Below are 14,798 nucleotides of genomic sequence, written 5' to 3' on the forward strand. Positions count from 1 at the left end.
TCATGGGTGGAACGTTGACTACTCGGCACACTCGGTTGGTTGATGACTAGTACTGCTTCGGCGTGGAACGTGATCGGTTGGCTGGTTGTGTCGGGCACGCTGTTGGGTGTCTGAGGGCACGGGCTTTGCCTGTTCCTTCAAACGCCGGCCCCGGTATAGGTCTGCTTCGGCGGGTTGTGACGGGTGGCTGGTCGTTGCTTGAGAACTGCACAGTGGACGCGAGCATCTGTGGCCAAGTTTTTAAGGGCGCACGGTGGATGCCTTGGCACCAGGAACCGATGAAGGACGTGGGAGGCCGCGATAGGCCCCGGGGAGCTGTCAACCGAGCTTTGATCCGGGGGTGTCCGAATGGGGAAACCCGGCAGTCGTCATGGGCTGTCACCCGCTGCTGAACACATAGGCAGTGTGGAGGGAACGCGGGGAAGTGAAACATCTCAGTACCCGCAGGAAGAGAAAACAACCGTGATTCCGGGAGTAGTGGCGAGCGAAACCGGATGAGGCCAAACCAGTTACGTGTGATACCCGGCAGGGGTTGCGTGGTTGGGGTTGTGGGAGTTCTCTTGATCGGTCTGCCGGCCGGTCGGTGAGTCAGAAACCGTTGATGTAGGCGAAGGACATGCGAAAGGTCCGGCGTAGAGGGTAAGACCCCCGTAGCTGAAACATTGACGGCTCGCTTGAGAATTTCCCAAGTAGCACGGGGCCCGTGAAATCCCGTGTGAATCTGGCGGGACCACCCGCTAAGCCTAAATATTCCCTGGTGACCGATAGCGGATAGTACCGTGAGGGAATGGTGAAAAGTACCGCGGGAGCGGAGTGAAATAGTACCTGAAACCGTGTGCCTACAAGCCGTGGGAGCGTCGCCGTGCAGCTTGCTGCATGGTCGTGACTGCGTGCCTTTTGAAGAATGAGCCTGCGAGTTTGCGGTATGTTGCGAGGTTAACCCGTGTGGGGAAGCCGTAGCGAAAGCGAGTCCGAAGAGGGCGTTGAGTAGCGTGCCCAAGACCCGAAGCGGAGTGATCTAGCCATGGGCAGGTTGAAGCGGAGGTAAGACTTCGTGGAGGACCGAACCCACCAGGGTTGAAAACCTGGGGGATGACCTGTGGTTAGGGGTGAAAGGCCAATCAAACTCCGTGATAGCTGGTTCTCCCCGAAATGCATTTAGGTGCAGCGTCGTGTGTTTCTTGCCGGAGGTAGAGCACTGGATAGGCGATGGGCCCTACCGGGTTACTGACCTTAGCCAAACTCCGAATGCCGGTAAGTGAGAGCGCGGCAGTGAGACTGTGGGGGATAAGCTCCATGGTCGAGAGGGAAACAGCCCAGAGCATCGACTAAGGCCCCTAAGCGTGTGCTAAGTGGGAAAGGATGTGGAGTCGCAGAGACAACCAGGAGGTTGGCTTAGAAGCAGCCATCCTTGAAAGAGTGCGTAATAGCTCACTGGTCAAGTGATTCCGCGCCGACAATGTAGCGGGGCTCAAGCACACCGCCGAAGTCATGTCACTGCGATATTACTCCTAACGGGGATCGTGGTGGGTAGGGGAGCGTCGTGTGCCGGGTGAAGCAGCGCCGGAAGGTAGTTGTGGACGGTTCACGAGTGAGAATGCAGGCATGAGTAGCGATACACACGTGGGAAACGTGTGCGCCGATTGACTAAGGGTTCCTGGGTCAAGCTGATCTGCCCAGGGTAAGTCGGGACCTAAGGCGAGGCCGACAGGCGTAGTCGATGGACAACCGGTTGATATTCCGGTACCCGCTTTGAAGCGCCAAACATCGAATCAGGCGATGCTAAGTCCGTGAAGCCGCCCTGAGCTCTTCGGAGTGTAGGGGAGTGGTGGAGCCGACGAACCAGACTTGTAGTAGGTGAGTGATGGGGTGACGCAGGAAGGTAGTCCAGCCCGGGCGGTGGTTGTCCCGGGGTAAGGGTGTAGCCCGTCATCCAGGCAAATCCGGATGGCACTTGAGGGTGAGACCTGATGCCGAGCCGATTGTGGTGAAGTGGATGATCCTATGCTGTCGAGAAAAGCCTCTAGCGAGTTTCATGGCGGCCCGTACCCTAAACCGACTCAGGTGGTCAGGTAGAGAATACCGAGGCGTTCGGGTGAACTATGGTTAAGGAACTCGGCAAAATGCCCCCGTAACTTCGGGAGAAGGGGGGCCATTGCTGGTGATCACCCTTGCGGTGTGAGCTGGTGGTGGCCGCAGAGACCAGCGAGAAGCGACTGTTTACTAAAAACACAGGTCCGTGCGAAGCCGTAAGGCGATGTATACGGACTGACGCCTGCCCGGTGCTGGAACGTTAAGGGGACCGGTTAGCTCCATTTCGGTGGGGCGAAGCTGAGAACTTAAGCGCCAGTAAACGGCGGTGGTAACTATAACCATCCTAAGGTAGCGAAATTCCTTGTCGGGTAAGTTCCGACCTGCACGAATGGCGTAACGACTTCTCGACTGTCTCAACCATAGGCCCGGTGAAATTGCACTACGAGTAAAGATGCTCGTTTCGCGCAGCAGGACGGAAAGACCCCGGGACCTTTACTATAGCTTGATATTGGTGTTTGGTTCGGCTTGTGTAGGATAGGTGGGAGACTGTGAAGCGGCCACGCCAGTGGTTGTGGAGTCGTTGTTGAAATACCACTCTGGTCGTGCTGGATGTCTAACCTGGGTCCGTGATCCGGATCAGGGACAGTGTCTGGTGGGTAGTTTAACTGGGGCGGTTGCCTCCTAAAGGGTAACGGAGGCGCCCAAAGGTTCCCTCAGCCTGGTTGGCAATCAGGTGTTGAGTGTAAGTGCACAAGGGAGCTTGACTGTGAGACTGACGGGTCGAGCAGGTACGAAAGTAGGGACTAGTGATCCGGCGGTGGCTTGTGGAAGCGCCGTCGCTCAACGGATAAAAGGTACCCCGGGGATAACAGGCTGATCTTCCCCAAGAGTCCATATCGACGGGATGGTTTGGCACCTCGATGTCGGCTCGTCGCATCCTGGGGCTGGAGTCGGTCCCAAGGGTTGGGCTGTTCGCCCATTAAAGCGGTACGCGAGCTGGGTTTAGAACGTCGTGAGACAGTTCGGTCCCTATCCGCTGTGCGCGTAGGAGTCTTGAGAAGGGCTGTCCCTAGTACGAGAGGACCGGGACGGACGAACCTCTGGTGTGCCAGTTGTTCTGCCAAGGGCATGGCTGGTTGGCTACGTTCGGAAAGGATAACCGCTGAAAGCATCTAAGCGGGAAGCCTGCTTCGAGATGAGGGCTCCCTCCCACTTGATGGGGTAAGGCTCCCAGTAGACGACTGGGTTGATAGGCCAGATATGGAAGACCGGTAACGGTTGGAGTTGACTGGTACTAATAGGCCGAGGGCTTGTCCTCAGTTGCTCGCGTCCACTGTGTTTGTTCTGAAGTAACGAACTCGCCTTGCTGGCTGGAGTTCATCTTCATAGTGTTTCGGTGGTCATAGCGTTAGGGAAACGCCCGGTTACATTCCGAACCCGGAAGCTAAGCCTTTCAGCGCCGATGGTACTGCAGGGGGGACCCTGTGGGAGAGTAGGACGCCGCCGAACAGTTTTTGTGGGAAAGCCCCGCACCGTATGGTGCGGGGCTTTTCCGCGTTTTACGGGCTCCTACGGGCTTCTACGGGTCCTGTTTCCGAACCACCGGCGGCCGGCGGTCGCTTTTTTGGTGGTTATCGGGTGGTATCCGGACAGGGGCCCCGCGGTGTGGCGAACTGTAGTGGCCAGGTAAGGTCAGGGGGCATCGTCGGTACGTTCCCCACAGGAGGCCCCCGGGTGGAGGTCCAGGAGACGCGCGTCCAGACGGACCGTGTCCTCACCATCCCGAACATTCTGAGCATGGCTCGTCTCGTCGGCGTGCCGGTGTTCCTGTGGTTGATCCTGTGGAAGGAGTTCGGCGGCCCGGACACCAAGTACTGGGCGCTGCTCGTGCTGGCGCTCAGCGGCGTCAGCGACTACCTCGACGGCAAGCTGGCCCGCCGCTGGAACCAGATCAGCAGCCTGGGCCGGATCCTCGACCCGGCCGCCGACCGGCTTTACATCCTGTCCACCCTCGTCGGCCTGACCTGGCGCGGAATCCTTCCGCTGTGGGTCACCGCGGCCCTGCTGGCGCGCGAACTGATGCTGCTGATCGCGGTGGGCGCGCTCGCCCGGCACAAGTACGGCCCTCCCCAGGTGAACTTCCTGGGCAAGGCGGCTACATTCAACTTGATGTACGCCTTCCCGTTGCTGCTGCTCAGCGACGGAGAAGGCTGGCTCCACACGCTCGCCGCGATTTTCGGATGGGCGTTCGCCGGATGGGGTACAGCACTGTACTGGTGGGCAGGGATCCTCTATGTGGTCCAGGTCCGCCGACTCATCAAGGCGGACAACAAGGCCGGCTGATCCCGCCGTACCGGCACCTGGCAGGAACCAGGTGCCGAGGGCGCAGACCGATAAGTCTCACGGGCGGGTGAAGTCGGCAAGACCGTCGTCTCTTTCGAGGAGGACGCTTCCGACATGAAGGCCGTTGTGATGGCCGGTGGCGAAGGCACCCGCCTTCGCCCCATGACGTCGAGTATGCCCAAGCCGCTGCTGCCGGTGGCCAACCGGCCGATCATGGAACATGTGCTGCGGCTGCTGAAACGGCATGGACTCAGTGAGACCGTGGTGACCGTGCAGTTCCTGGCGTCCCTCGTCAGGAACTACTTCGGTGACGGCGAAGAGCTCGGCATGGAGCTCACCTACGCCAACGAGGAAAAGCCGCTGGGAACGGCCGGCAGCGTGAAGAACGCCGAGGAGGCGCTTCGCGACGACGCTTTCCTGGTGATCTCCGGCGACGCGCTCACCGACTTCGATCTCACCGATCTGATCCGCTTCCACAAGGAGAAGGGCGCGCTCGTCACCGTCTGCCTCACGAGGGTCCCCAATCCTCTGGAATTCGGCATCACCATTGTCGATGAAGACGGCAAGGTCGAGCGGTTCCTGGAGAAGCCCACCTGGGGCCAGGTCTTCTCCGACACGGTGAACACGGGCATCTACGTCATGGAGCCCGAAGTATTCGACTACGTGGAGCCCGATGTCCCGGTGGACTGGTCGGGTGATGTCTTCCCGCAGCTGATGAAGGAAGGCAAGCCGGTCTACGGCTATGTCGCCGAGGGCTACTGGGAAGACGTGGGCACCCACGAGAGCTATGTGAAGGCCCAGGCCGACGTCCTCGAAGGCAAGGTCGACGTGGACATCGACGGCTTCGAGATCTCGCCGGGCGTCTGGGTCGCCGAGGGCGCCGAGGTGCACCCGGACGCCGTACTGCGCGGGCCGCTGTACATCGGCGACTACGCGAAGGTCGAGGCCGGCGCGGAGCTGCGCGAGCACACCATCGTGGGCTCCAACGTCGTCGTCAAGAGCGGTGCCTTCCTCCACAAGGCCGTGGTGCACGACAACGTGTACATCGGCCAGCAGAGCAATCTGCGCGGCTGTGTGATCGGCAAGAACACCGACGTCATGCGGGCGGCGCGGATCGAGGACGGAGCCGTCATCGGCGACGAGTGCCTCGTCGGTGAGGAATCGATTGTTCAGGGCAACGTACGGGTCTATCCGTTCAAGACCATCGAGGCCGGCGCGTTCGTCAACACCTCGGTGATCTGGGAGTCCCGCGGCCAGGCGCACCTCTTCGGCGCGCGCGGCGTGTCCGGCATCCTGAACGTCGAGATCACCCCCGAGGTGGCGGTGCGCCTCGCCGGCGCGTACGCCACGACGCTGAAGAAGGGCTCCACGGTCACCATCGCCCGTGACCACTCCCGCGGCGCGCGGGCGCTCAAGCGAGCGATGATCTCCGCGCTCCAGGCCAGCGCCATCGACGTACGGGACCTGGAGAACGTGCCGCTGCCGGTCGCCCGGCAGCAGACGGCCCGCGGCAGCGCGGGCGGGATCGTGGTCCGCACGACACCGGGCGTACCGGACTCCGTCGACATCATGTTCCTGGACGAGCGGGGCGCCGACCTCTCCCTCGCGGGCCAGCGCAAGCTGGACCGGGTCTACGCGCGCCAGGAGTACCGCAGGGCCTTCCCCGGCGAGATAGGGGACCTGCACTTCCCCTCCAGCGTCTACGACTCGTACACCGGGTCGCTGCTGCGCTCGCTGGACACCGAGGGCATCGGAGAGGCCGGCCTGAAGGTGGTCGTCGACGCCTCCAACGGCAGCGCCGGCCTGGTGCTGCCCAGCCTCCTCGGGCGGCTCGGCGTCGACTCGCTCACCATCAACCCCGGCCTGGACGAGTCCCGGCCCACGGAGACCGCCGACGCGCGGCGTGCCGGGCTGGTCCGGCTCGGGGAGATCGTGGCCTCCGCGCGGGCGGCCTTCGGGGTGCGCTTCGACCCGGTCGGCGAGCGCCTGTCCCTGGTGGACGAGCGCGGCCGGATCATCGAGGACGACCGGGCGCTGCTGGTCATGCTCGACCTGGTGGCCGCCGAGCGGCGCAGCGGGCGGGTGGCGCTGCCGGTGACCACGACCCGTATCGCGGAGCAGGTGGCCGCGTACCACGGTACGCAGGTGGAATGGACGACCACCTCGCCCGACGACCTCACCCGGGTGGGGCGCGCGGACGACACCATCTTCGGCGGTGACGGCCGGGGCGGCTTCATCGTGCCGGAGTTCAGCAGCGTCTTCGACGGCGCGGCGGCGTTCGTGCGGCTGATCGGGCTGGTGGCGCGTACGCAGCTCACGCTCAGCCAGATCGACGCGCGGATCCCGCGGGCCCATGTGCTCAAGCGGGACCTGGCCACGCCGTGGGCGGTCAAGGGCCTGGTCATGCGCCATGTGGTGGAAGCCGCGGGCGACCGGTCGGTGGACACGACCGACGGTGTACGGGTCGTGGAGGCCGACGGGCGCTGGGTGCTGGTGCTGCCGGACCCGGCGGAGGCCGTCACCCATCTGTGGGCGGAGGGCCCGGACGACGCCTCGGCCCAGCAGCTGCTGGACGAGTGGTCGGCCGTGGTGGACAGCGCCGGCCGCTGAAGCACGGCCGTCCGGGCGTGACCGCGTCCGGACCGTCCCGTGGCCCCACCGGCGTGCCGCGATTCGGCACGCCGGTGGGGCCATTGGGTGACTGCGGCGCCGACGTGCGACGATGTGCGGCATGTCGCAGCAGCGCCCCGATCGGAGCACCCCCCAGCAGGCCTCGCGCCCCGATGCCTCGATGTCGCTGCTGACCAACGTCATGGACCACGCCCTGGACGACGGGTACGCGGAAGCGGCGGCCCGTAAGAGCGAGGCGGGGGTGCGCGGCCTCCCCCGAACGCTGCGGGCGAAGTTGGGGCTGGCCGCGGGCCTGGTGCTCGCCGCGGTGGTGGTGACGGTCGGTGCCGCCCAGGCGCGGATATCGGCGCCCACGCTGGCCAAGGAGCGCGAGGAGCTGATCAGCCGCATCGAGCACGGCACGGCCGACGCCGACGCGGTGCAGAAGCGTGTCGACAAGCTCCGCGACGACGTGGGCACCATGCAGCGCGAGGCGCTGCGCAAGCACGGCGGCGACAAGGCCGAGCTGCTCGCGCTGCTGGCGGGCTCGACCCAGGTGACCGGGCCCGGCGTGAAACTCGTCGTCGACGACGCGAAGTCGGCGCAGTCCAGTGGCGGCGGCCCGCGCGAGAGCAGCGGCTTTTCGGACACCGGGCGGCTGCGCGACCGCGATCTGCAACGGGTCGTCAACGGCCTCTGGGCGTCCGGCGCCGAGGCCGTCTCCGTCAACGGGCAGCGGCTCACGTCCCTCTCGGCGATCAGGGCCGCCGGAGAGGCCATACTGGTCGACAACAAACCGCTGGTGCCGCCGTACACGGTGCTGGCGGTGGGGGACGGGCAGAAGCTCGCCACCGCGTTCCAGGACAGTGCGGACGGGCAGTACTTGCGCGTACTGCAGAAGAACTACGGGATCCGTACGAAGATTTCCGCCGAGAACGGGGTCACGCTGCCGCCCGCGCCCAGTTTGATCGTACGTACAGCACAGCCGAAGGCCGGTGCCCAGGGCGGCACCGACACAGGGAAGGGCACATCGTGATCGCCGTACTGGGCCTCATCGTGGGAGTCGTGGTCGGGCTTGTGGTCCGACCCGTGGTGCCGACGGTGGTCGAGCCCTACCTGCCGATCGCTGTCGTCGCGGCGCTGGACGCCGTCTTCGGCGGTCTGCGCGCGATGCTGGACGGCATCTTCGACGACAAGGTCTTCGTCGTCTCGTTCCTGTCCAACGTGGTGGTCGCCGCGCTCATCGTCTTCCTCGGCGACAAGCTCGGCGTCGGCGCCCAGCTGTCCACCGGTGTGGTCGTCGTACTGGGCATCCGCATCTTCTCCAACGCCGCGGCCATCCGCCGGCACGTCTTCAGGGCCTGATGCCGATGGGTACCGACGAGAATCCCGGGCGGGACGGTACGACGCCGGAGCCGGGCCGGACGCCGGAGGAGCCCCGTACGGCACGGCCCGCGGGGCCGGACCGGCCCGCCGACCGCCGGCCGATGCCGCCGGAGAGCAGGGCGGCGGACCGTAGGGCCGACGGGGGACATGCTGCGGACGGGGCGCCGGACGGTACGGAACCGGCCACGGAGGCTGACGCGCCGGAGCCGGCGATGACCGGGCGGCAGCGCCTGGTGGCCGGTCTGTGGCCGCCGCGGCTGACCCGTGCTCAACTGATCGTGGCCCTGCTGCTGTTCATTCTCGGACTCGGCCTGGCAATTCAGGTACGTTCCACCAGTGACAGCAGTGCGCTGCGGGGCGCGCGGCAGGAGGACCTGGTGCGCATCCTGGATGAATTGGACAACCGTTCGCAGCGCCTGACGGATGAACAGCGCAGACTGGAAGGGCAGAAGACCGAGCTGGAGAACAGCTCGGACCAGGCCGAGGAGGCCCGTAAGCAGACCGTGGAGAAGGAGCAGCAGCTCGGCGTGCTGGCGGGGACGGTGGCGGCGCAGGGGCCGGGCATCAACCTCACCATCAACGACCCGACGCACTCCGTCGAGGCGGACAAACTCCTGGACACCATCCAGGAGTTGCGGGCGGCCGGGGCCGAGGCCATCCAGATCAACGACGTGCGGATCGTGGCCGGTTCGTATGTCTCGGACGTCCGTGGTGGCGTGGAGGTGGACGGCAAGCGGGTCGCCCAGCCGTACCGCTTCAAGGTGATCGGCAAGCCCGAGGACCTGGAGCCCGCGCTGAACATCCCGGGCGGAGTGGTGCAGACTTTGGAAAAGGAGCAGGCCACAGTGTCGGTGAGCCGTGAGGAGAAGATCATTGTGGATGCCTTGCGGGAGGCGAAGCGGCCTGACTACGCTCGGTCGTCATCGCGGTGAGTGAGCCACGTATGGGGACAGCCCGGGTCGGGCATGAGGCAGCGGGGGGTCGGCGCACCGTACGGGTGGTGCGTGGTGGAAACTGTGTGGAGGCCACGGACGTTCACCGGATGTCCGGATCGGCCGGTGTGTGCATCGAGGGTTCGTCCTGCCCCACGGGCGGGTCTGTTTCGTTCAAGGGGAATCGCCCGTGAAGTTGTTTGCAAAGCTGTTCGGCAAGAGCGCACGCCAGGAGGGCGGCACCGGCTCGGCGAAGCACCGAGCCCCGCGCCAGCCCGAGGAGAGCGGCGCCGCTCAGGAGCGCCCGCTCTTCCGTGACCAGGTCGGCGCGCCCGGCGCCGGTTCTGTTGACCCCTCCATGTCCGGCCGCATAGGTTCCCAGGGACCGTCGGCCGCGAACACGGGTGGAGGGGTTTCCTTGCCGGTCTGTACGAGGTGCGGTCACCGCAACGCCGAGGCGAGCCGGTTCTGCTCCAACTGTGGAGCGCCGCTGCGCCCCGGCGCGCAGGCGGAGCGTGCCTCCGAGACGACCTCGACCATCTCCATCTCGGGGCTGGAGGCCTACGACGCGGAGACCACGGGGCAGACGGCGATCCCGTCGCTGTCCCCCGAGGCACAGGCGGCCGTCGAGGCGCTGCCGATGGGCTCGGCCCTGCTGGTGGTGCGCCGCGGTCCGAATTCGGGCAGCCGCTTCCTGCTGGACGGCGACCTGACGACGGCCGGCCGCCATCCGCAGAGCGACATCTTCCTGGACGATGTCACCGTCTCGCGTCGCCACGTGGAGTTCCGCCGCGGCCAGGACGGCACCTTCACCGTCGCCGATGTCGGCAGCCTGAACGGCACCTACGTCAACCGTGAGCGGATCGACTCGGTCCTGCTCGCCAACGGTGACGAGGTGCAGATCGGCAAGTTCCGGCTGGTCTTCTACGCCAGCCAGCGGGGCGTCGGCTTCTGACCGGCCAAGGAAGGCATATGCACCGCACTGGGCCGGGCGGTGCCGGGTCGGCCGGCACCGCCGCGGACGGCAAGCTGATGAGCATCGGTACGGTGCTCAACACGCTGCGCGACGAGTTCCCCGAGGTCACCATCTCCAAGATCCGCTTCTTGGAGGCCGAGGGGCTCGTCGAGCCGCGGCGCACCCCGTCCGGCTACCGGAAGTTCAGCACGGACGACGTGGCCCGGCTGGCGTCCGTCCTGCGGATGCAGCGTGACCACTATCTTCCGCTGAAAGTGATCCGCGAGCATCTCGACGCCGTGGCGCGCGGCGAGCAGGTGCAGCTGCCGGCGCCCGCCGCACCCGCGGGGGAGCTGTTCGAGGGGCTGGGCGAGCCGGCCGGCGACCGGCCCACGGCCGCCCGCATCGGCCGGGCCGAGCTGCTGGCCGCCGCGGAGGTCGAGGAGGCCGAGCTCGCCGACTGGGAGTCGTACGGCCTCATCGTCCCGGACGACGGGGGCGGCTACGACATCGAGGCCGTCACGGTCGCCAAACTCGTCGCCGAGCTCGGGCGCTTCGGTCTGGAACCGCGCCATCTGCGGACGGTGAAGGCGGCGGCCGAGCGGGAGGCCAATCTGGTCGAACAGGTCGTGGCGCCGCTGCGCCGCCACCGCAATCCGCAGACCAGGCAGCATGCCGAGACGACGGCCAGAGAGCTGGCCACGCTGTCCGTACGGCTGCACGCCGCACTGGTCCAGTCCGCCCTGCGCGTCCGCCTGACGTGAGCAATGGGTGGCCCGACTACCCAAACCGGCCGGGCACGTCCTAGGGTTGCTGTGTGAACGAGCTCGATGTCGTGGGTGTCCGGGTGGAAATGCCTTCCAACCAACCGATCGTGCTCCTACGGGAGGTAGGAGGCGACCGTTACCTGCCCATTTGGATCGGGCCGGGGGAGGCCACCGCCATCGCCTTCGCCCAGCAGGGGATGGCCCCTGCCAGGCCGCTGACGCACGATCTCTTCAAGGACGTGCTGGAAGCGGTGGGCCAGGAACTGACCCAGGTCCGCATCACGGACCTGCGCGAGGGGGTCTTCTATGCCGAACTGGTCTTCGCCAGCGGTGTCGAGGTCAGTGCCCGTCCGTCCGACGCCATAGCGCTGGCGCTGCGTACCGGCACGCCGATCTACGGGACCGACGGGGTCCTCGACGACGCGGGCATCGCCATCCCGGACGAGCAGGAGGACGAGGTGGAGAAGTTCCGCGAGTTCCTCGACCAGATCTCGCCCGAGGACTTCGGCACCAACAGCCAGTGAGCCGGATGCGCGGAAGGCCGCCTTCCGCGCATCCGATTAGCCTTTCCCCGAGCGGGGACACGAGAAACCACTCGCAAGGTGATTATCACTCGGCGTGGCGAGCGCGGCGATCGTTGACGCACCCCGAGTGACTGCATACCGTCGATAGGGCAGGTCCCGTCCGGGACGTGGAGGACGGAGGTCGGCGTGGCAATCACCGGCGACGGTACGGCGGCGGAAGGGGCGTTGCCGCTCCACCCCGGGGCTGTTGACCGCGCCCCGGCACAGACTGCCGGGACACCGGGGGACCGCGGGGCGGACACCATCGGCTACCGCGGCCCGACGGCGTGCGCGGCCGCGGGGATCACCTACCGCCAGCTCGACTACTGGGCCCGTACGGGGCTCGTCGAGCCGAGCGTACGGCCCGCCTACGGGTCGGGCACCCAACGGCTCTACAACTTCCGGGACGTCGTCGTCCTGAAGATCGTCAAGCGGCTGCTGGACACCGGGGTCTCCCTCCAGAACATCCGCACCGCCGTCCGGCACCTGCGCTCCCGCGGACTGTCCGACCTGGCGAGAATGACCCTGATGAGCGACGGCGCGACGGTCTATGAATGCACCTCGCCCGACGAGGTCGTCGACCTGCTCCAAGGGGGGCAGGGCGTCTTCGGCATCGCCGTGGGCGTGGTCTGGCGCGACGTGGAAAGCGCACTGTCGCAGCTCCACGGAGAGCGGGTGGACACCGGCGAGACGCTGATCCGGCACAACCCGCACGACGAACTGGCGCGACGGCGCAACCGGGCGGGGTAGCGGGGGCGTACGGCGCGGTGCCGGGGGCCGAGCGACCGGGCGCGAGCCCCGGCCGTATCCGGCGAGTGGCGGCGCGTCCGGCGTACGGTTCGGTACGAGGACGCCCCGTGCGCCCGTTATGACGGCTTCCCGCGCCTCTGCCGCACCATGAGGCACACAACGGCCACAGGGCCCCACCCGCTTCCGAAAGCGCCGCACAGGGCCACACAGAGTCGTCCAAGGGGTCGCGGGTGTGCCGGAGCCGCGTGGGGTTGGCGTGGCGGGGCCGGTCGGGGCGATTGTCAGTGGTGTGGGGGAGCATCGGTCGTGTGAGACGTGCGCCGACGATCCTGCATCTGGACATGGATGCGTTCTATGCGTCCGCCGAACAGGCGGCGAAGCCGAGCCTGCGCGGGAAACCCGTGGTGGTCGGCGGGATCGGCCCGCGCGGCGTGGTCTCCACGGCGTCGTACGAGGCCCGGGTCTTCGGGGTGCGCTCGGCCATGCCGACGGCCCAGGCCCGCCGCCTGTGCCCGAACGCGGCGTATCTGACCCCGCGCTTCACCCTGTACCGCCAGGTGAGCGACCAGGTCATGGAACTGCTCCACGCGCTGTCGCCGCTGGTGGAGCCGCTCAGCCTGGACGAGGCCTTCGTGGACCTGGAGGCGGGCGGCATCGCGGCCGACACGGCGGCCGTACGGGCCGTGGGGGAGCGGCTGCGGCGGGACATCCGGCGGACGACGGGGCTGACCGGTTCGGTGGGGCTGGCCGGGGCCAAGATGCTGGCCAAGATCGCGTCCGAGCAGGCCAAGCCGGACGGCCTGGTGGTCATCGCGCCGGGGTCGGAGCGGGAGCTGCTGGGCCCGATGACGGTGCGTACGCTGCCCGGCGTCGGCCCGGCCACGGCCGAGACACTGCGCCGGGCGGGCATCCACACGGTCGCCGAGACGGCGGAGGCGGGCGAGGCGGAGCTGGTGCGCCTCCTGGGCAAGGCGCACGGCACCGGGCTGTACGCCATGGCGCTGGGCCGCGACGAGCGGCCCGTGGTGGCCGAGCGGGACGCGAAGTCCATATCGGTCGAGGACACCTTCGACGTGGACCTGACCGACCGGACGCGGGTGCGGTCCGAGGTGATGCGGCTGGCGGACCGGTGCGTGGAGCGGCTGCGGGCGGCCGGGCGCTCCGGCCGGACCGTGGTGATCAAGGTGCGCAACTACGACTTCTCGACGCTGACCAGGTCGGAGACGCTGCGCGGGCCCACCGACGACCCGGGTGTGGTGCGGGAGGCGGCGGCCCGGCTGCTGGACCTGGTGGACACGACGGGCGGCGTGCGGCTGCTGGGCGTGGGCGTGACCGGGCTCGCCGACTTCACCCAGGAGGACCTGTTCGCCCAGCTGGCGACGGAGAAGGCGGCGGCCGAGGAGGCGGCCGAGCGGGAGCGCCGGGTGGCGGCGGAGGCGGCCCGGGAGGCGGCCGACGAGCCCGAGCGGCCCCGGCGCTGGCTCCCCGGGCTCGATGTGGTCCATGACGAGCACGGCGCCGGCTGGGTGCAGGGCAGCGGCGTCGGCCGGGTGACCGTACGGTTCGAGCAGCCGTGGTCCGGGCCCGGCCGGGTGCGCACCTTCCCCGTCGACGACCCGGCGCTGCGCCCCGGTGATCCGCTGCCGCTGGTGGGCGGTCCGCCGGGCGGCGAGCCCGAGGGATCCGGCGGCCCCGGTGGTCCGAGCGCCCGGCCACCCGCCCCCCAGTCCCCGGTCCCTCAGTCCTCCGACCCCGCCACTCTCCCGAATTCCGTGTCGGCCCGCGCGGCGTCCGAGCCGGGGACGGGCCCGGAGACGGAGTCGGGGGCCGGGATGTCCAGCCGGTAGTGGTGGTAGAGCTGTAGTTCCTGCTCCGGCGAGAGGTGGCGGCCCACCCCGAAGTCCGGCGCATCCCTGATCAGCTTGCGGTCGTAGGGGACGTGCAGCGCCTCGTCGACCAGGTCGCTGGGCTCCAGGGGCACGAACGCGTCCCGGCTGAAGATCCCGGTGCGTACGGCCGCCCATTCCGGTTCTCCGGTCGCGTCGTCGAGGTACACCTCGTCGACGGTGCCGATCTTGGTTCCGTTCTTGTCGAACGCCTTGCGGCCGATCAAGCTGCGGGGATCGATATCGGTCTGCACGGTCCCTCCAAGTGGTCGCAACTGCCTTGTGACAACTACCAAACGGCACATTTCATGCCCCGGCCACTCGAAGGAACGCCCGTTCGCCGCGCTGGTAGGCTGGCGAACGGCTGTCGACCCCATGCGGGAGAGTCCTTCGCCGATCATGGCGGAGGCGCCGAAGGAGCAACTCCTCCCCGGAATCTCTCAGGCTCATGTACCGCATGGACGAGGTCACTCTGGAAAGCAGGGCGGGCCACGGACGGGCACAGCGCCGGAACCCCTCCTCACCGACGGTGAAAGCCGGTCCCGCGCGCGGAACCGGTGAAGCTCTCAGGT

11 protein-coding genes, 2 rRNA genes and 1 riboswitch are annotated in these 14,798 nt (G+C 67.0%); of the genes, 12 read left to right on the top strand and 1 reads right to left on the bottom strand.

What is annotated here, in order from left to right; all coding sequences use genetic code 11:
- Positions 1-230: 230 nt before the first annotated feature.
- The 12 genes from CP973_RS16580 to CP973_RS16635 all read left to right on the top strand — a co-directional run bounded on the left by CP973_RS16580 (position 231) and on the right by CP973_RS16635 (position 14,187).
- Positions 231-3,352 (top strand): 23S ribosomal RNA (locus tag CP973_RS16580).
- Between the two features lie 74 nt (positions 3,353-3,426).
- Positions 3,427-3,543 (top strand): 5S ribosomal RNA (rrf, locus tag CP973_RS16585).
- A 225-nt stretch (positions 3,544-3,768) separates the two neighbouring features.
- Positions 3,769-4,377: a cardiolipin synthase ClsA gene (gene clsA / locus CP973_RS16590; RefSeq protein WP_150241462.1), complete on the top strand. Its 609-nt coding sequence runs from the start codon at positions 3,769-3,771 to the stop codon at positions 4,375-4,377.
- A 114-nt stretch (positions 4,378-4,491) separates the two neighbouring features.
- Positions 4,492-6,987, top strand: a complete 2,496-nt coding sequence (locus tag CP973_RS16595; protein WP_150241464.1) for a mannose-1-phosphate guanyltransferase — start codon at positions 4,492-4,494, stop codon at positions 6,985-6,987.
- Between the two features lie 121 nt (positions 6,988-7,108).
- Positions 7,109-8,023: a DUF881 domain-containing protein gene (locus tag CP973_RS16600; RefSeq protein WP_150241466.1), complete on the top strand. Its 915-nt coding sequence runs from the start codon at positions 7,109-7,111 to the stop codon at positions 8,021-8,023.
- Complete coding sequence (locus tag CP973_RS16605) at positions 8,020-8,352, top strand: small basic family protein (protein ID WP_003984969.1); 333 nt, start codon at positions 8,020-8,022, stop codon at positions 8,350-8,352. The genes CP973_RS16600 and CP973_RS16605 overlap by 4 nt, the downstream gene beginning before the upstream one ends.
- 5 nt (positions 8,353-8,357) lie before the next feature.
- The gene (locus CP973_RS16610; RefSeq protein WP_425282003.1) at positions 8,358-9,305 is read left to right on the top strand and encodes a DUF881 domain-containing protein; all 948 of its coding nucleotides are present in this window, start codon (positions 8,358-8,360) and stop codon (positions 9,303-9,305) included.
- 118 nt (positions 9,306-9,423) lie between these two features.
- The gene (locus CP973_RS16615; RefSeq protein ID WP_244409874.1) at positions 9,424-10,260 is read left to right on the top strand and encodes an FHA domain-containing protein; all 837 of its coding nucleotides are present in this window, start codon (positions 9,424-9,426) and stop codon (positions 10,258-10,260) included.
- Positions 10,261-10,277: 17 nt separating this feature from the next.
- Complete coding sequence (gene ftsR, locus CP973_RS16620; protein ID WP_150241472.1) at positions 10,278-11,024, top strand: transcriptional regulator FtsR; 747 nt, start codon at positions 10,278-10,280, stop codon at positions 11,022-11,024.
- A 53-nt stretch (positions 11,025-11,077) separates the two neighbouring features.
- Positions 11,078-11,551: a bifunctional nuclease family protein gene (locus CP973_RS16625; protein ID WP_003984965.1), complete on the top strand. Its 474-nt coding sequence runs from the start codon at positions 11,078-11,080 to the stop codon at positions 11,549-11,551.
- A gap of 186 nt (positions 11,552-11,737) precedes the next feature.
- Complete coding sequence (locus CP973_RS16630) at positions 11,738-12,340, top strand: MerR family transcriptional regulator (protein WP_150241474.1); 603 nt, start codon at positions 11,738-11,740, stop codon at positions 12,338-12,340.
- 308 nt (positions 12,341-12,648) lie between these two features.
- Positions 12,649-14,187: a DNA polymerase IV gene (locus CP973_RS16635; RefSeq protein WP_150241476.1), complete on the top strand. Its 1,539-nt coding sequence runs from the start codon at positions 12,649-12,651 to the stop codon at positions 14,185-14,187.
- Here CP973_RS16635 and CP973_RS16640 read toward each other — a convergent pair.
- On the bottom strand, positions 14,079-14,480 hold the full coding sequence (locus tag CP973_RS16640; protein WP_150241478.1) for a PRC-barrel domain-containing protein: 402 nt from the start codon (positions 14,478-14,480) through the stop codon (positions 14,079-14,081). The genes CP973_RS16635 and CP973_RS16640 overlap by 109 nt on opposite strands.
- 114 nt (positions 14,481-14,594) lie before the next feature.
- Positions 14,595-14,692, top strand: a riboswitch (glycine riboswitch).
- The last annotated feature ends 106 nt before the right edge of the window (positions 14,693-14,798 follow it).

It is taken from the genome of Streptomyces albofaciens JCM 4342 (assembly GCF_008634025.1).
Lineage (GTDB): Bacteria > Actinomycetota > Actinomycetes > Streptomycetales > Streptomycetaceae > Streptomyces > Streptomyces albofaciens.

Excerpts from the sequence above, each read along its gene's own strand:
- CP973_RS16610 (WP_425282003.1), top strand. The coding sequence starts at position 8,358 with ATGGGTACCGACGAGAATCCCGGGCGGGACGGTACGACGCCGGAGCCG.
- CP973_RS16600 (WP_150241466.1), top strand. The coding sequence starts at position 7,109 with ATGTCGCAGCAGCGCCCCGATCGGAGCACCCCCCAGCAGGCCTCGCGC.
- CP973_RS16595 (WP_150241464.1), top strand. The coding sequence starts at position 4,492 with ATGAAGGCCGTTGTGATGGCCGGTGGCGAAGGCACCCGCCTTCGCCCC.
- ftsR (WP_150241472.1), top strand. The coding sequence starts at position 10,278 with ATGCACCGCACTGGGCCGGGCGGTGCCGGGTCGGCCGGCACCGCCGCG.